This window comes from Microlunatus antarcticus, assembly GCF_014193425.1.
In the GTDB taxonomy this organism is placed as follows: Bacteria; Actinomycetota; Actinomycetes; order Propionibacteriales; family Propionibacteriaceae; genus Microlunatus; species Microlunatus antarcticus.
This window is the reverse complement of the sequence record NZ_JACHZG010000006.1, coordinates 19,773-36,168: the sequence shown is the minus strand read 5'-3', so window position 1 is coordinate 36,168 and position 16,396 is coordinate 19,773. Positions and strand designations below refer to the sequence as shown.

Here is a 16,396-nt window from a genome sequence, read left to right as displayed (position 1 = left end):
ATGGCGGCCCGGACCGCCTCGTCGTAGGTCAAGAGCCGCCGGCGTACGACCGTCTTGATCGAGTCGTCGGTCACCACCACCTCGTTGCTCATCGAGTCGATGAGGTTGCGGGCGGTCTCGGTGTCGACGTCGGTGACGAAGGCCAGCCAGTGCGACGACAGCCGGGGCGTGAGGAGCGGGACTACCAGCATGGGCAGCGGCCGGTTCTTGATCACCTGCGACGCCCGCTGCATCATCTGCGCGTACGTGAGGACGTCGGGCCCGCCGATCTCGAACACGCGCCCCTCGGCCTCGGCCGGCTCGAGCACCCCGACCAGGTAGGCGACGGCGTCGGCGAGCGCGATCGGCTGCGTCTTGGTGCTCGTCCAGTAGGGCACGACCATCGCGGGCAGGTGGTCGACCAGCTGGCGGGTGATCTCCCAGGAGATGCCGCCGTGCCCGACGACGATCGCCGCGCGGAGGACGGTGACGGGGACGCCGTCGCCGCCCAGCAGCTTCTCGACCTCGCGGCGCGAGCGAAGGTGCGCGGACAGGTCCTGGTCCTCGCGGCCCAGGCCGCCGAGGTAGACGATGCGCCGGACGCCGGCCTTCGCCGCCGCGGCGCTGAAGTCGCGGGCGGCCTTCGCGTCGGCGGACTCGAAGTCCTCGCGGTCCAGGGAGTGCACCAGGTAGTAGGCGGCGTCCGCGCCGTCCAGCGCCGGACCCAGGCTCTCGGCGTCGGAGACGTCGCCGTAGACGGCCTCGCCGGCCCCGTCGTACGTGTCGGGGTGGCGGGTCATGGCGCGCACCGTGTGGCCGGCCTCGACCAGCGCCTCGCAGAGGTGGGACCCCACGAAGCCCGAGGCGCCCGTCACCGTGATGGTCAGCGGCACGTCCTGCTCCTCACCTGTCGACGGACTCCTGCGAGCGTACGGTCCGTCACGCACTCTTCGGTGCGGCCTCCAGGCTGCGATGCGGGGCCTTGGCCCTGATCCGCAGCGAGCCCGGGTCGACCTCGGCCTGCAGCACCCGGCCCTCGCCCACGACGTCGCCGTCCAGCTCGTACGAGTCCTTCTCCTCGAGGCGGATCTCGACCTTCTTGCCCGACCAGACGCGGACGTGGTCGTCCTTCTGCGGGCGGCGGGTCACGAGCCGGACGAGCGCCTTGAGCAGGTGGCTCGGGCGGGAGGGGAAGGCGACGTAGAGGTAGAGCAGGCCGTCGTCCGGCTGCGCGCCGGGGATGAGCTCGAGGTTGCCGGTCAGCTCGCCGCAGTTCCCGATCAGGCAGATGATCGCCTTGCGCTTGTGACGGTGCCCGTCGATCGTCACGTGGACCGGGACGGGGAGCTTGCCGAGCGCCTTGCCCGCGGAGATGAAGTACGCGCCCGGGCCGATGAACTTCTTCAGCCGTTCGTCGACGCCGTCCATGATCATCGCGTCGATGCCCGTGCCGGCCATCACGGCGAAGCGGTCGGGCTCGCCGCCGTCCACCGTGAGCACGACGGTGTCGACGCGGCGCTCGTCGCTCCCGACGGCCACGGCCATGGCCCCGTTCACGTCGAGCGGCAGCTCGAGGTTGCGGGCCAGGAGGTTGCCCGTGCCGGCCGGGACGATGGCCATCGTGGCGTCGGACCCGGCCATCACGGCCGCGACCATGCGGATGGTCCCGTCGCCGCCGGCCGCCAGGACGAGCTCCGCACCGTCGGCGAGCGCCTGCTCGGTCATGGCCCGGCCCGGGTCGTCCGGCGTCGTCTCCAGCCACAGCGGCTCGGCGTAGCCGGCCTCCATGAGGCGGGCGCGCACGATGGCGGAGTCGATCTCGTTCAGCTTCGTGGGGTTCGCCACGACAGCGCAGCGGGCCTCGGTCATGGCGGAAAGCCTAGAGGGAGAATGCCCTGGTGGCAGCACTGACGGGACCCGGTGGGACGGCCGTGGCGACCTTCTGGGCCGCGTTCTGCGCGGCGACCGGGGCGACCGGCGAGCCGGTCGACGTCTACGCCTTCGGCGACTCCGTCGGCATGGCCGACGCGCTCGTGGACCTCGTGCTGACGGGGACGAAGCGGGCGACCGCGGGGGCAAGGGCCGACTACCTCGAGGAGGGCGCCGTGCCGGTCGTGGGCGACCACGCCGTGGTCCTGCGGGGGGACGGTTCGCCGGCGGCCGTCCTGCGGACCACCGACGTGCGGGTCGGGCCGCTCAGCAGCGTCGACGACGCCTTCGCCTGGGACGAGGGCGAGGGCGACCGTACGCGCGACGGCTGGCTCGCCGCGCACCGCGCGTTCTTCCGCCGCTGGTTCGCGGCGTCGGGCCGGCCGCCGGACGAGGACCCGGAGGTCGTGTTCGAGCGGTTCGCGCTGGTTTGGCCGCCCGAGCGGGCGGACGGGTGACCGGGGTGGAGGAAGTCCTCACGGAACGTCTCCGGCTGCGGACCTGGACCGACGCCGACCGCCCCGCCTTCGCGGCGATGAACGGCGACCCGGCGGTCATGGAGCACCTGCCCGAGGTGCTGGACCGGGCGGGCAGCGACGTCCTGATGGACCGGCTCCGGACGGTCTGGGCGGAGCGCGGCCTCGGGCTCTGGGCGGTGGAGCGGCGTTCCGACGGGGTGCTGCTGGGCTGGGCCGGGCTCAACCCGATGCCGGTCGGCACGCCGGGGGCGGGGGAGTGGGAGATCGGGTGGCGGCTGTCGCGCGCGGCCTGGGGTCACGGCTACGCCACCGAGGCGGCGACCGAGGGCCTTCGCGTGGCGCGAGAACGTGGCTTCCCGCGGGTCTGGTCCATGACCGTCCCCGCGAACGTCCGTTCGATCGCCGTCATGCGCCGGCTCGGCCTGGTCGAGCACAGCCCGTTCGAGCACCCGCGGTTCCCGCCGGGCCACCGCCTGCGCGACCACGTCGCCTACGTGCTGGAGCTCGGTCCGACGCCCTGAGATCCGCTCACTCGATGCGGCGCCGGCCTCGGTGCTGAGCGTGCGGGCCAGGGCCCGGACCGACCGAGTGAGGGGATCTCAGGGAAGCGCCGCGAGCGCGTCCTCCGCCTCCTCGGCCGCGGTGCGCCGGTCCCGGACCTCCTCGCGGGCGGCGCGGGCCGCCGTGGCTGCCTCCCGCTCGGCGTCCTCGGCCTGCGCGAGCTCCGCCTTGAGCCGGTCGACCTCCTCGGCGCGGCGGTCGGCCTCCTCGGTGGCGGCGTCCGCGGCCGTCTGGGCCTCGTCGAGCGCGGCCCGTGCCTCGTCGCGGGCTTCGGTGAGGGCGGCGCGACGTTCCGCGGCGGCCTGCCGGCGGCGCTCGGCGACCTCGTCCTCCGGCGTCGCCCCGGCCTGCTTCGCCGCCGGCATGGAGGCCGCCAGCATCGCCGCGAGGTCGTCGCCCCCGTCCGGCGCCGGCCCCGATTCGGCCGGACCCCCGAACCCGCCGTAGACCGCGGCTCCCGCCAGGCGCGCGCCGCGGACCTGCGCGCCGACGGCCGGGTCGCCGAGGGCCGCCTGCAGGGTCTGGGCGACCTCGTTCAGCGTCGACTCGGTCGGCGGGTGCCCGGCCTCGCGGGCCAGCGTCGTCCCGCGGCGGACGAGTACGTCGATCGCCTTCCGGCGGCGGGCCGAGAGGTCGCGCAGCGCCGGTCCGTCCCGCTGCTCCTGCGCCGCCCGCAGCGCGTCGCCCAGGTCGAGGAGCGCCCCGACCGCGTCCGGGTCGTCGCGGGCGAGGAGGTTCACGACCCAGGCGGTCCGCGTGGGCTTGCGCAGCGCCCCGATCTCGGTCGCGAGCGGCCGGTCCCTGGCCGCCCGGGCCCGCTTGACCAGCGCGGTGCGCGCGGCGACGAAGTCCTCGGGGGCCAGCGCGTAGAGCTCGGTGGCCGCGTCCTCGACGTCCGTCATGCGCTGGACCCCGGCTCAGCGCGGCGTGGGCAGCCGCGGGACGGTGAGCGGGACGAGCGGCTCGGGGTGGTGCAGCGTGATGTTGTCGATCAGCCGCACCGCGCCGACCTTGGCGGCGACCACGAGCAGCACGTCGCCCCCGTGGTCGGCGCCCACCTCCGCGAACGTCTCCGGGTTGACCGCGGCGAGGTAGTCGAGGACGAACGCCGGGTCCAGGCTCGCCTTGTCGAGCACCTCCCAGGCGGCGTCGAGCGCAGAGGGGAGGTCCGACTGCGCCGCCGCCTTCTCCAGCGCGTCGACCAGGCTCAGCGCCAGGCCGCGGTCGGCCGGGCTGAGGAACACGTTGCGGCTGGACAGCGCGAGCCCGTCCGGCTCACGGACCGTCGGCGCCCCGACGACGCGGACGTCGAGGTTGAGGTCGACGACCATGCGGCTCACGCAGGCGAGCTGCTGGGCGTCCTTGCGGCCGAAGACGGCCACCTGCGGGCGGACGAGGTTGAGCAGCTTGAGCACCACGGTGAGGACCCCGTCGAAGTGCGTCGGGCGTACGGCGCCCTCGAGCACCGTGCCCATGGTCCCGGCGCTGACGGCGACCTGGCGACCGGGCGGGTAGAGGTCGCCGACCGCCGGCACGAAGACGAGGTCGACCCCGAGCTCGGCGCACCGGTCCAGGTCCGCCTCCAGCGGGCGGGGGTAGCGGGCGTAGTCCTCGCCCGGCCCGAACTGCAACGGGTTGACGAAGATGCTCACCACGACCGTGTCGCTCAGCGCCTGCGCCTGCTGGATCAGCGTGGCGTGCCCGGCGTGCAGCGCGCCCATGGTGGCGACGAAGCCGACGCGGTGGGTGGCGGGGATCTCGTCACGGAGCCCGGTCAGCTCGGCGATGCTGCGCGCGACCTTCATGCGCGTGGGGGCGGTGCGTCGAGGAACGTGTGCTCCGCCGCCGGGAAGACGCCGCTGGTCACCTCGTCGACGTAGGCGGCCGCGGCCTGCTCGAGGACCTGGCCGACGTGGGCGTACTGCTTGACGAAGCGCGCCATCGTGCCCTGGCGCAGCCCCATCGCGTCCTGCCAGACGAGGACCTGGGCGTCGCAGCCGGGCCCGGCGCCGATGCCCACGGTCGGGATGTCGAGCTCGGAGGTGACCTGGGCCGCCAGGTCGCCGGGGACCATCTCCAGGACGACGGCGAACGCGCCCGCGTCGGCCACGGCGTGCGCGTCGGCGAGCAGCTGCTCGGCCCCGGCGCCCCGGCCCTGGACGCGGTAGCCGCCGAGCTGGTGCTCGCTCTGCGGGGTGAAGCCGATGTGGCCCATGACCGGGATGCCGGCGCCCGTGACCTTGCGGATCTGCTCGGCGACGCGGACGCCGCCCTCGAACTTCACCGCGTGGCAGCCGCCCTCCTTCATGAAGCGGATGGAGGTCTCCAGCGCCTGGGAGGGACCGTCCTCGTACGAGCCGAAGGGCAGGTCGCCGACGACGAACGCGTGGTGCGTGGACCGGACGACCGCCCGGACGAGCGGCAGCAGCTCGTCGACCGTGACCGGCAGGGTGGTGTCGTAGCCGAAGACGTTGTTGGCGGCCGAGTCGCCGACGAGCAGCGCCCAGACCCCTGCCCCGTCGAAGATCGAGGCCGTGTACTGGTCGTAGCTGGTGAGCATCGCCCAGCGTCGGCCTTCGCGCTTGGCCCGGACGAAATCGGTCAGGCGGATCCTCCGCGCCGACGTCGGCGCGCGGTCCCCGCCGGCGGTCTCGCTCATCCTTCGACCCTACCGTCGGGGCCGGACCCCGCCCCCGGACGCGTGCTCGGCGGGCGCCGGAGGCCGGGTCCCGAGCACGACGACGGCGCCGAGGTCCTCGTCGACCCGGACCTCGGCCACGAGCCCGGCCTGCTCCAGCACCGCGAACGCCGCCGGCACCTGACGCTCGCTGGTCTCGACCAGCAGCGTCCCGCCCGGCGCCAGCCAGCCCGGGGCCTCCGCGGCCACCCGCCGGAACACCGCCAGCCCGTCGGCCCCGCCGTCCAGCGTGCGGCGCGGCTCGTGCTCACGCGCCTCGCGGGGCATCAGCGCGATCGCGCCGGTGGGGACGTACGGGACGTTCGCGGTGAGGACGTCGACGCGACCGCGCAGGTCGTCCGGCAGCGCGGCGAACAGGTCGCTGACCAGGACCAGCGCGCCGGGCAGGTTCCGCCGGGCGCACCCGACCGCGACGGGGTCGACGTCGGCGGCGGTCACCCCGACCGCGGCACCGCCCGCCCGCAGCCCGTGCCCGACGGCCGCCGCGACGGCGCCGGAGCCGCAGCAGAGGTCGAGCAGCACGACCTCCCGCCCGGTCGACGCGACCGCCGCCGAGCCGAGGGACACCGCCGCCGCGACCATGAGCTCCGTACGCCGCCGGGGTACGAACACCCCCGGCTCCACCGCCACGCGGACGCCGGCGAGCTCGGCCCAGCCCAGCACCTGCTCCAGCGGCAGCCCGCCCTCGCGCGCCACGGCCAGGCGCTCGAGCTCGGTCGCCCGGCTCCCCGGCTCCACGAGCGCGGCCTGCTCGAGGAGCAGCGCCGCCTCCTCCTCCGCGAACACGCACCCCGCCGCCCGCAGCCGGAGGACGAGCTCCTCCTCGGTCACAGGTGCGAGAGGACGATCGCGGAACGGGTGCGGCTGACGCCGGGGTGCGTACGGATGTGGCCGAGCACCTTCTCGAAGTGGCTCGCGTCGCGGGCGCGGACGAGCAGGATCCCGTCCGACTCACCGGTGACGGTCCACGCCTGGACCACCTCGGGGATCGTCGCGACCATCTCGGCCATCCGGTCCGGCGGGACCCGGCCCTCGCAGTAGAGCTCGACGAAGGCCTCGATCGTCCAGCCCAGCGCGACCGGCGCGATCTCCGCGGTGAACCGCTGGATCGCCCCGTCCAGGCGCAACCGGTCGACCCGTCGCTTGGTGGCCGCCGTGCTCAACCCGATACGGGTCCCGAGGGCCGAGTAGCTCTCCCGGCCGTTCTCCCCGAGGATCGCAAGAATCTTGCGATCGATGTCGTCTATGCGCAACGTTCCTCCCAATACTTCGTACGTCATGGTACGGCTGTTGCGGCACCGCCGAAATACTCTTGTGGTGTGACCACCACGGTGCCGACCCACGTGCAGCAGCAGCCGCGACGGGTCAGACCTCGGCACTACCTCATGTGCCCGCCCACCTGGTTCGACGTCACGTACGCCATCAACCCGTGGATGGACCCCCGCCTTCCGGTCGACCGCGAGCGCGCGTACGCCCAGTGGTCCGCGCTGGTCGCCGCCTACCGGGCGGCCGGGCACCGCGTCGACCTGCTCGACCCCGTGCCGGGGCTGCCGGACATGGTCTTCGCGGCGAACGGGGCCACCGTCGTCGACGGTCGCACGCTCGGTGCCCGCTTCGCCACCTCCCAACGGGCGGCGGAGGCGGTCGCGCACCGGGCGTGGCACGCACGCTTCGGGGTGCTCTACGGCGGGCGCGCGCTGGCCGACCCGGTGGCGGTGAACGAGGCCGAGGGCGACTTCGCCGTGCTGTCGTCGGTCGTCCTGGCCGGGTACGGCTTCCGCACCAACCTGGCCGCGCACGCCGAGCTCGCCGCCCTCACCGGCCGGGAGGTGCTGAGCCTCGAGCTCGTCGACCCGCGGTTCTACCACCTCGACGTGGCCCTGGCCGTCCTCGACTCCGACACCGATCAGGTCGCCTACTACCCGCCGGCCTTCAGCGCACGGTCGCAGGCGGTGCTGGCCGACCGCTTCCCCGACGCGGTCCTGGCCGACGACGCCGACGCGTACGCCTTCGGGCTCAACGCGGTCGGCGACGGCCGGAACGTGTTCCTGCCCGTCGGCGCCGGGCACCTGCGCGACGCCCTCGAGGCCCGGGGCTACGTCTGCGTCGAGATCGACACCTCCGAGCTGCTCCTCGGCGGCGGCAGCGTCAAGTGCTGCACCCAGGAGATCCGCCCCGCCCGCTCAGAAGAAGGAGACCCACGATGACCGCCGTCCTGGACACCCCCACGCGCTCCACCGCCCCCCCGTCGACCGCCGCGGCCGCCCTCCTCGAGGCCGAGTCGGAGCACGTCGCGCACAACTACCACCCGCTCGAGGTCGTGGTCTCCCACGGGCTCGGCGCGGTGGTGACCGACGTCGACGGGACCGACTACCTCGACTTCCTCGCCGCGTACTCCGCGACGAACTTCGGCCACGGCCACCCGCGCCTGCTCGCGGCCGCCCGGGCCCAGCTCGACCGCGTGACCCTGACCTCGCGCGCGTTCCACCACGACCAGCTGGCGCCCTTCGCCACCGTGCTCGCCGCGCTGGTCGGCAAGGAGATGGTGCTGCCGATGAACACGGGCGCCGAGGCCGTGGAGTCGGGCATCAAGGTCGCCCGCAAGTGGGGCTACCGCGTCAAGGGCGTCCCCGCGGGCCGCGCGCAGATCATCGTGGCCGGCGGCAACTTCCACGGCCGGACGACGACCATCGTCAGCTTCTCCGACGACCCCGAGGCCCGCGACGACTACGGCCCGTTCACCCCCGGCTTCGTCACCGTCCCGTACGGCGACCTCGACGCGCTGACCGCCGCGATCACCGCCGACACCGTCGCCGTGCTCCTCGAGCCGATCCAGGGCGAGGCGGGCGTCCGCATCCCGCCGGCCGGCTACCTGGCCGGCGTCCGCGCGGTGACCCGCGAGCGGAACGTCCTCTTCATCGCCGACGAGATCCAGTCCGGCCTGGGGCGTACGGGCCGGACGCTCGCCTGCGAGCACGAGGGCGTGGTGCCGGACGTGTACCTGCTGGGCAAGGCGCTCGGCGGCGGCATCGTCCCGGTCTCGGCGGTCGTCGCCGACGCCGACGTGCTGGGCGTCCTCCAGCCGGGGACGCACGGGAGCACGTTCGGCGGCAACCCGCTGGCCTGCGCCGTCGGGGCCGAGGTCGTCGCGATGCTGGCGACCGGCGAGATCCAGGAACGCGCCACCCGCCTCGGCGAGCACCTGCGCGAGCGGCTCGAGGCCCTGGTCGGCCACGGCGTCGTCGCGGTCCGCGTGCGCGGTCTGTGGGCCGGGATCGACGTCGACCCCGCCCTCGGCACCGGTCGCGACGTCTGCGAGGCCCTCGCCCGCCGGCACGTCCTGGCCAAGGACACGCACGGCTCGACCATCCGCCTCGCCCCGCCGCTCGTCATCACCGAGGAGCAGCTCGACGCGGGCCTCGACGCCCTCGAGGCCGTCCTCCACGACCTCGCCGCCTGACCCGTACGCCCCTGGCTCACTTCCCCACCCCCCCGCGAGAGGTAGGTTGCCGCGCCTTTCGGGCCCCCAATGACGCGGCAACCTACCCTTCGCGGGTTCAAGGACAAGGACGCAGCAACCGCCCCGAGCGTCACCCATCGGCTGTCCATGGGCCACCCAGACCTGCATCCCGCACGTCTGCTCGCTCTGGTGAAGTCTGCGCGCGTTCGAACTCGCGCAGACTCGCGCAAGGCGAGCAGACGTGGACGGGCGCGCTCCCGAAAGGGGACGGACCCGTCAGAAGCGGCGGCTGATGAGGCCGACGACGCGGTTCCGGAGCGGCTTGTGGGAGACGCGGCGGACCTGGAGGCGGCGCCAGGTGTACGCGGCCAGCACCCCGACGGCCACGCCGGGGACGGAGAAGTCCTGCACCGTCGGCGGCGTGCGGCGGCTCAGCAGCTGCGAGGCGCCGACGATCGAGGCCGAGGCGAGCAGGCCGTCGATGAGCTTGTCGATCACCTCGTCGGGGTCGTGGACCTTGACGTCGACCTGGGCGCCCTCGCGGCGCAGCCGGACGGCCAGCCCGGCGAGCTCGTCGGGGAGCGGCCCGAGCAGGCGCTCCCAGCTCCGCAACGTGCGGCGGGCCTGCTTGAGCAGCGCGGCCGGCTTGTAGCGGTCGGCCAGCATCTGCGTGAGGTACGGGCGCAGCATGTCGTCGAGCGGGACGGTGCTGCCCAGCTGGAGCCCCAGCCCCTGGAGCCGCAGCAGCACGCGCAGCGGCATCAGCAGGTCGGAGGGGAAGGTCAGGTGGTCCTCGCGGATGAGCACGAGGAGGTTCTCCAGGGCCGGCCCGAGGTCCTGCTCGCTCACCCCGCCGCCCAGCCAGCGCTGCATCCACTCCTCGACGTCGCCCTGGACGACGTCCTCGTCGACCTCGACCGACGCGCGGGTGACGGCCATCAGCGCGTGGGTGAAGTCGCCGGCGTCACGCTCGGAGATGGCCAGCAGCAGCGCCTGGAAGTCGAGCCGGCGGCTGGGCGTCAGGTAGCCGACGTCGCCGAAGTCGAGGACCGCGAGGTGCCCGGCGTCGACGACGAGGAAGTTGCCCGGGTGCGGGTCGGCGTGGAACATCCCGTCGCGGAAGATCATCGCCAGGAACACGTCGCTGGTCCGTTGGACGAACCGCTCGACCGTCCAGCCGTACGCCTCCAGGCTGGCCCGGGAGTCGACCGGGCCGCCGTGGATCCGGGTCATGGTCAGCACCCGTGCCGTGCTCAGCTCCGGGTAGGCCTGCGGGACCACGATGTCGGGCTCGACCGCGAGGTTGGCGCCGATCTGCTGGAGGTTGGCGAGCTCGTAGGTGAAGTCCACGGCACCGGTCATCAGGTCGCTGAACTCGGCCACGATCGCCACGGGGTTGTAGCGGGCCAGCGCGGGGTCGAGCGACTCCACCGAACGGGCGAGCACCTTCATCAGCTCGACGTCGCCCCTGACCTTGCGGTCGGCGTCGTGGTGCAGGACCTTGACCACGACCTCGGTCCCGTCGTGCAGCGTCGCCGCGTGCACCTGGGCGACGGAGCCCGAGGCCAGCGGCTCGTCGGAGAACGCCGAGAACAGGATGCTGACGGGGTGGCCGAGGTCGGACTCGACCGTGGCGGTGGCCAGGCCGGGGGCGTCGGCCGGGACGGTGCTCTGGAGCCCGCTCAGCGCCGCGGCGATGTCGGCCCCGACGAGGTCGGCGCGCAGGCTGAGCATCTGGCCGAGCTTGACCCACGTCGTCCCCAGCTCGGCCAGGGCGGCGCGGAGCCGCTCGCCGGTCGTCATCGCCACCAGCTCCGGGTCGGCGAGGCCCGCGATCCGCAGACCGGCGCGGTGGAGCGGGAACCGGGACGGCTCGTCGCCGGTGGCCGCTCCGAACACCGAGGCCAGCTGGGTGAAGCCGTACCGGGCGAAGACGTCGACGATCTCGACGACTCGACGGCGCTGGTGGATCAGCACCCCGCCGATGTCACTCATCTGGCTCCCCGCCTCGGGCGCTCGCGCACCACACGTAGGCGCTCGACCCTAACAACGCGGGCCGCACCCGGGCGGTCGTCCGCGCCTCACGGCTGCGGGTCGTGGGCGTCGTAGTCCCAGAAGCGACGCTGCACCGCGACGACGGCGACCAGCACCGCCACGCACAGCAGCCCGCCCCCGAGGGCGGCCCAGGCCTCGCCGAACCGGTCCGCCGCGGTGCCGAGCACGAGGTCGCCCAGGCGGGGACCGCCGGCCACGACGACGATGAAGACGCCCTGCAGCCGGCCCCGCATGGCGTCCGGCGTCGCGGCCTGCAGGATCGTCTGCCGGAACACGGCGCTCACGGCGTCCGCGCCGCCGGCCAGGGCGAGGAGCACGAAGGCGACGAGCAGCCCCGGGACGAGGACCTGAGCCGGGGACGTACGACCCACGCCCAGCAGGACCGCGCCGAAGCCGGCGACGGCCAGGCCGAAGACGACGATCGAGCCGACGATGACGCGGCCCTGGCGGCGTACCTTGACCAGCCCGCCGGACAGCAGGCCGGCCAGCACCGCACCGACCGCGAACGCGGCGCTCAGCTCCCCGGTCGTCGTCGCCCCGCCGCCCAGCCAGAGGACGCCGACCGCGGGCAGCAGCACCCGCGGCATGGCCAGGATCATCGCCGTCAGGTCGACGACGAACGTCATGCGGACGTTCTTGCGGGTGGCGAGGTAGCGCAGCCCCTCCAGCACCGAGGCGATCCCGCGCTTGCCCGGCTCGTCCGGGGTCCCCGTGTCGACGGGCGGCAGGTCCGGCAGGCGCCACAGCGCCCAGAGGGCCGCGCTGAAGAGGACGACGTCGACCGTGTACGCGAGCCCGAAGTCCCCGCCCGCGACCAGGAACGCGCCGATCAGGGGCCCGACGACGAAGGCGATGTTCCAGGAGACGGTCTGGAGCACGTTCGCGGCGGGCAGCAGGTCGTTCGGCACGAGGCGCGGGATGATCGCGGAACGGGCCGGGTTGTTCACCGCGAAGCCCGCCGACTGCAGCGCCACCAGCCCGTAGAGCACGGCGACGGAGTCCAGGTGGAACCAGGCCTGCAGGGCCAGCAGCCCGGACACGACCCAGAGACCGATCGAGGCGATCAGGGCGACCTTGCGCCGGTCGTAGACGTCGACGAGCGCGCCGCCGTAGAGGCCGAGGACGACCAGCGGCACGAGCGCGCAGATCCCGAGCACGCCGACCGAGAAGGTCGAGCCGGTGATCTGGTACACCTGCAGACCGACCGCCGTGACGGTGAGCTGGGTGCCGAGGTTGGAGACGCTGAGGCCGAGCCAGAGGCGGCGGTAGGCCGGCGCGCTGCGCAGGGGGGTCAGGTCGAGCAGCAGGGCCATAGCCGGGCTAACCTACTCGACGTCTGCCAGAGTGTGGGGCGTGTCCGAGGAGCTCCCGCCCGCCCGACAGCTCGTGACGACCTGGTGGGTCCCCGAGCAGTACGCCGGTCAGACGACCGCCACCCTCCGCCGCGTCGGCGAGCAGGTCCAGCGCAGCGGCCGCCCCGTCGATCTCCTGACCTTCAGCGCGCTGCAGGACAGCGCCGAGATCACCGAGCGGCTGACCCGGCGCGGGACCCTGCCCGAGGGCGTGACCGTACGGACCCTGTTCAGCGACCTGCGCGCCTGGGAGGCCGAAGGGGTGCTGCACGACCGGCTGGCCGCGCTGCCGCCCACGGCCCCGGCCGACGACACGGGCGCACCGACGGTCGAGGAGGAGGGCAGCCGCTGGTGCCTGCGGACGTACGACGAGCACCGGGAGCTGGTCCACTCGCAGATGTTCCGGGCCGACGGCAGCCTGCTGGCCCGCGACTTCCCGGTCGAGGTGGACGGGGAGAAGAAGCGCTACCAGCAGTTCTTCGACGCGACCGGCGCACCGACCGTGCTGGCCGGGAGCACCTGGGACGTCTACTACCTCTGGCTCGACCACCTGGTCGGCGACGGTCCCGCGGTGATCGTCAACGAGTCGAAGAGCACCGCACGGTTCCTGTCGCGCTACCTCAACCCGCGGGCGACGACGATCCACGTGTTCCACGAGTCGCACCTCGCCGACGCGTCCAACCCGTACCTCGGCGACCTCTACGTCGCGCACCGGCGGATCATGCCGCACCTCGACCGCTTCGACGCGGTGGTGTTCCTGACCGACCTGCAGCGCCGCGACGTCGCGGAACGTTTCGGCGCCGCGCCCAACCTCCACGCCGTCCCGAACGCCGGTCCACCCGTCGTGCCCGAGCCGCCCGCCCCGCCGCGGTCGCTGCTCTCCCGGCTCCGGTCCGCCCCCGACCGCCCGGAACGTGGCGTCGTGGTCGCCACCCTCAAGCCGCTCAAGCGGATCGAGCACGCGGTCCGGGCGGTCGCGCTGGTGCAGGGACGCGGGGGCCGGGCCGCCGACTTCGGGCTCGACGTCTACGGCAAGGACGCGGGCAGCCTCGCCTCGATCGAGGCGACCGTCGCCGAGACCGGGAGCGCCGGCCAGGTCGTCCTGCACGGGTACGCCCCGGGCGCGGCCCGCCACTTCGCGGACGCCTCGTTCTCGCTGGTGACCTCGACCACCGAGGGCCAGTCGCTCGTGCTGCTCGAGAGCATGGCCGCCGGGTGCGTCCCGATCGCGTACGACATCCGCTACGGCCCCGCGGAGCTGCTGGTCGACGGCGAGACCGGGTTCCTCGTGCCGGGCGGCGACGTCTCGGCCCTGGCCGACACCATCGAGCGGTTCCTCTCGCTCCCGACCAAGCGCGTCCGCGAGCTGCGGGCGAACGCCCGGGAACGCCTCTCGGCCTTCAGCGACGCCGAGGTGTTCCGCCGCTGGGTGGGCGTGCAGCAGGCCGCGGTCGCGGCTCGGGCCCGCCGGCTCAGCCTCACCTCGCTGCGGGTGCCGTCGTTCACGGTCGGGACGGCGGACGGGAGGTTCTCGCTCGAGGGCGAGGCCGTGGTCACCTGGGACGCCGAGGCCTGGACCGACCCCGCCCCGCCCCCCGCGCCGACGGCCGCGTGGCTGCTGGTCGGGCGCGAGACCGGACGGCCCTGGCGCCGTCCGCTGACCGTCGACGCGACCGCGGGCCCGGACGGGGCGACGCTCCGGGTGACCGGCACCCTGGACCCGCTCGCGGTCACGGTCGGGGGACGCCTCGCCGACGTCTACCTCGAGGTGACCGCCGGCTCCTCCGTACGACGCCTGCGCCTCAACGGCCCGACCGGCGTCGAGCTCGGCAGCGGCCAGCTCTACTCCACCGCCCACGGCAACGTGAGCCTGCGCAAGCGCTGAACGCAGACGTCCCCGGCTCCTCACGGGGAACCGGGGACGGTGGTCCTGCTCGGGCTGGTGGCCCGTCAGCTCACGAGATCGACTTGGCCGTCGAGGTGACGGAGCCGGTCGTGTAGCCGTAGCGCTTGGCCGTCGCGGTGACGCTGAGCTTCTTGCCCCGGTCGGCGCTCACGAGCTTGTAGGTCCGCTTCGTTGCGCCCTTGATCGGGCTGCCGTTGCGCTTCCACTGGTAGCTCATGGTCGCCTTGGTCGTCGGGTAGGTCCCGGCGAGCCACGGGGTCGCGGTGACGTTCATCGTCTTGCCGACCTTGCGGGTGCCGTGCATCGAGGCGCCGTACTTCGAGCGGAAGGGCAGGGTGTCGAGGGTGACCTTGACGCCCAGGTCCTTGCTGACGTCGAGGCTGACGCTCTCGATCTTGAAGCCGTCGCCGGAGTAGCTGGCGCGGATCCAGTAGTCGCCGCTGCCGAGGCCCTCGAGCGAGAACGACCCGTCCGAGCCGCTGCGGGTCAGGGAGATGACGTCGCGCTCGTCGCCGCGAGCGGCGATCGCGGTCAGGTCGACGTCGCGGATCGCGTCGCCGTTCTTGTCCACGACCTTGCCCGAGACGACCTTGCCGTTCTTGATGTCCACGTCGGGGGCGTCGGTGGTCTTGCCGGCGTCGACCACGATCGTGGAGGCCGCGCCGAAGGTCCAGCCGCCGTCGCTGCCCGACCGCGCCCAGGCCGAGGCCTTGTTGTCGCCGCCGGTGTACATGAGCTGGACCTTGTAGTTGCCCGGCCGCACGTTCAGCGAGTACTTGTTGTCCGACCCGACGGTGACCGCCTCCGCGACGTAGCCCGAGGTCGTGTACGCGGCGGCCGTCAGGTCGCTCCCGGTCACGCCGTCGACCTTGCCGCTGATCGTCCCGCGGGGGACGGTCGACTTGATGGTGACGATCCCGCTCGACGCGCTGAGGCGCTTCCCGTCCTTGTCGACCAGGTAGAGGATCCCGAAGTAGGTGGTGTCGTTCCGGAGGCCCGTCAGCTTCGCCGAGGTGCCCTTGAACGCGGGGGACGTCTTCTGGTGATCGTCCTGCGCGTAGTTGTAGGCGTACGAGAGCTTGTAGGCCGCACCGTCCGGAGCCCCGGAGACCCCGGTCCAGGACAGCCCGACGGAGGTCGGGCTCTGGCTCGTCATCTTCAGGCCGTCCGGCGTCGCCAGCTTGTAGCTGGTCGTGGACTGCTGGATCTCGGGCGAGTCGTCGCTGAGCCGGACCTCGTCGGTCGAGCCCGCGGCCGGCTGCACCACGTACACGCGGATGAAGTAGTTCGTCGACGACTTGAGGCCGGTCAGGTTGACCGAGGTCCCCGTCGTCGTGAAGAACTTGGTCGGGTTGCCCTTCGAGTACACCCGGACCGTGTAGCCGGGCGCGCCGCTGACGCCCTTCCACGACGCGGTCATGCTGTCGCGGTCGACCTTGGTGCGGAAGATGTCGCCGGGGGCCTCGAACTTGAACGCCGCCTTGGCCTCGGTCGCCGCGCTGTAGGTGCCGACCTTGCCGCTGTCGGAGACGTCGGCGACGCGGACGAAGTAGGTCTTGTCGGTCGTCAGACCGGTGACCGTCGTCTCGCTCGTGGTGATCGCGGGGTCGCCCTTGGCCGGCAGCGTCTTGGCGTCGTCGAAGCTCTTGGTGGCCGAGTACTGGACGCGGTAGGACGCGGCGCCCTTGACGTCGGTCCAGTCGACCTTGAGCGCGGTGCCGGACTTCGTGTCGGCGGCGACCTTCGGCTTCGTCACGTCGGCCGTCGCGGTGCTGGTCGTCAGACCGGTCCCGACGAGGGCGATCACGACCAGCGCACCGAGGCTCGTCCGCACCCGCTTCGTGGTGCTTCCGTCGACGCTCGTCACAGTTCCCAACTCCACTCCTCGACCATCCAGCCGCTGCGGATTCTAGCAACGCCGAGGCCGCCGGGGGGTCACGAACGACGCGCGCCCTCGTCCGGGGTCTGACGGCAAGG

The 16,396-nt window shown here is 73.3% G+C and carries 15 protein-coding genes; 5 read left to right on the top strand and 10 right to left on the bottom strand.

Annotated elements, in window-relative coordinates:
* Positions 1-872: NAD(P)H-binding protein (locus FHX39_RS19370; protein ID WP_332836989.1), on the bottom strand; the 872-nt coding region annotated here is incomplete at its 3' end.
* Between the two features lie 46 nt (positions 873-918).
* On the bottom strand, positions 919-1,848 hold the full coding sequence (locus FHX39_RS19365) for a diacylglycerol/lipid kinase family protein (protein WP_183342313.1): 930 nt from the start codon (positions 1,846-1,848) through the stop codon (positions 919-921).
* A gap of 29 nt (positions 1,849-1,877) precedes the next feature.
* Between FHX39_RS19365 and FHX39_RS19360 the strand changes: the two genes are divergently transcribed.
* Positions 1,878-2,366: an ASCH domain-containing protein gene (locus tag FHX39_RS19360; protein ID WP_198424067.1), complete on the top strand. Its 489-nt coding sequence runs from the start codon at positions 1,878-1,880 to the stop codon at positions 2,364-2,366.
* Positions 2,367-2,371: 5 nt separating this feature from the next.
* Positions 2,372-2,908, top strand: coding sequence for a GNAT family N-acetyltransferase (locus FHX39_RS19355; protein ID WP_183342311.1), 537 nt, complete (start codon positions 2,372-2,374; stop codon positions 2,906-2,908).
* Positions 2,909-2,986: 78 nt separating this feature from the next.
* On the opposite strand, the gene FHX39_RS19350 is transcribed toward FHX39_RS19355, so the two are convergent.
* From FHX39_RS19350 to FHX39_RS19330, 5 genes are read right to left on the bottom strand one after another with little or no spacing between them, the layout of a single operon-like run.
* A complete protein-coding gene (locus FHX39_RS19350) occupies positions 2,987-3,850 on the bottom strand; it encodes a hypothetical protein (protein WP_183342309.1) in 864 nt (287 codons plus the stop codon).
* Between the two features lie 15 nt (positions 3,851-3,865).
* Complete coding sequence (gene panC / locus FHX39_RS19345) at positions 3,866-4,753, bottom strand: pantoate--beta-alanine ligase (protein WP_183342306.1); 888 nt, start codon at positions 4,751-4,753, stop codon at positions 3,866-3,868.
* A complete protein-coding gene (gene panB / locus FHX39_RS19340; protein ID WP_183342303.1) occupies positions 4,750-5,607 on the bottom strand; it encodes a 3-methyl-2-oxobutanoate hydroxymethyltransferase in 858 nt (285 codons plus the stop codon). The genes panC and panB overlap by 4 nt, the downstream gene beginning before the upstream one ends.
* Positions 5,608-5,616: 9 nt before the next feature.
* Positions 5,617-6,477, bottom strand: coding sequence for a putative protein N(5)-glutamine methyltransferase (locus FHX39_RS19335; protein ID WP_183342302.1), 861 nt, complete (start codon positions 6,475-6,477; stop codon positions 5,617-5,619).
* Positions 6,474-6,899: an Lrp/AsnC family transcriptional regulator gene (locus tag FHX39_RS19330; protein ID WP_232531572.1), complete on the bottom strand. Its 426-nt coding sequence runs from the start codon at positions 6,897-6,899 to the stop codon at positions 6,474-6,476. The genes FHX39_RS19335 and FHX39_RS19330 overlap by 4 nt, the downstream gene beginning before the upstream one ends.
* Positions 6,900-6,965: 66 nt before the next feature.
* Between FHX39_RS19330 and ddaH the strand changes: the two genes are divergently transcribed.
* Both ddaH and rocD read left to right on the top strand, forming a co-directional pair.
* Positions 6,966-7,853 (top strand): dimethylargininase, encoded by an 888-nt coding sequence (gene ddaH / locus FHX39_RS19325; protein ID WP_332836988.1) that lies wholly within the window; start codon positions 6,966-6,968, stop codon positions 7,851-7,853.
* Entirely contained in the window at positions 7,850-9,106 is a 1,257-nt protein-coding gene (gene rocD / locus FHX39_RS19320) for an ornithine--oxo-acid transaminase (protein ID WP_183342298.1), read from the top strand. The genes ddaH and rocD overlap by 4 nt, the downstream gene beginning before the upstream one ends.
* Before the next feature lie 276 nt (positions 9,107-9,382).
* On the opposite strand, the gene FHX39_RS19315 is transcribed toward rocD, so the two are convergent.
* Both FHX39_RS19315 and FHX39_RS19310 read right to left on the bottom strand, forming a co-directional pair.
* Positions 9,383-11,101: an ABC1 kinase family protein gene (locus tag FHX39_RS19315; protein ID WP_183342295.1), complete on the bottom strand. Its 1,719-nt coding sequence runs from the start codon at positions 11,099-11,101 to the stop codon at positions 9,383-9,385.
* 86 nt (positions 11,102-11,187) lie between these two features.
* On the bottom strand, positions 11,188-12,474 hold the full coding sequence (locus FHX39_RS19310) for an MFS transporter (RefSeq protein WP_183342293.1): 1,287 nt from the start codon (positions 12,472-12,474) through the stop codon (positions 11,188-11,190).
* Positions 12,475-12,514: 40 nt separating this feature from the next.
* On the opposite strand from FHX39_RS19310, the gene FHX39_RS22355 reads away from it, so the two are divergent.
* Positions 12,515-14,398, top strand: coding sequence for a glycosyltransferase (locus FHX39_RS22355; protein ID WP_183342291.1), 1,884 nt, complete (start codon positions 12,515-12,517; stop codon positions 14,396-14,398).
* A gap of 70 nt (positions 14,399-14,468) precedes the next feature.
* Here FHX39_RS22355 and FHX39_RS19300 read toward each other — a convergent pair whose 3' ends face one another.
* Entirely contained in the window at positions 14,469-16,286 is a 1,818-nt protein-coding gene (locus FHX39_RS19300; protein WP_332836990.1) for a fibronectin type III domain-containing protein, read from the bottom strand.
* Positions 16,287-16,396: the final 110 nt, after the last annotated feature.

What these genes read in the sequence shown, in the direction of transcription:
- FHX39_RS19310 (WP_183342293.1), bottom strand. Translation starts at nt 12,474, where the DNA reads ATGGCCCTGCTGCTCGACCTGACCCCCCTGCGCAGCGCGCCGGCCTAC.
- FHX39_RS19315 (WP_183342295.1), bottom strand. Translation starts at nt 11,101, where the DNA reads ATGAGTGACATCGGCGGGGTGCTGATCCACCAGCGCCGTCGAGTCGTC.
- FHX39_RS19350 (WP_183342309.1), bottom strand. Translation starts at nt 3,850, where the DNA reads ATGACGGACGTCGAGGACGCGGCCACCGAGCTCTACGCGCTGGCCCCC.
- rocD (WP_183342298.1), top strand. Translation starts at nt 7,850, where the DNA reads ATGACCGCCGTCCTGGACACCCCCACGCGCTCCACCGCCCCCCCGTCG.
- panB (WP_183342303.1), bottom strand. Translation starts at nt 5,607, where the DNA reads ATGAGCGAGACCGCCGGCGGGGACCGCGCGCCGACGTCGGCGCGGAGG.
- FHX39_RS19365 (WP_183342313.1), bottom strand. Translation starts at nt 1,848, where the DNA reads ATGACCGAGGCCCGCTGCGCTGTCGTGGCGAACCCCACGAAGCTGAAC.
- panC (WP_183342306.1), bottom strand. Translation starts at nt 4,753, where the DNA reads ATGAAGGTCGCGCGCAGCATCGCCGAGCTGACCGGGCTCCGTGACGAG.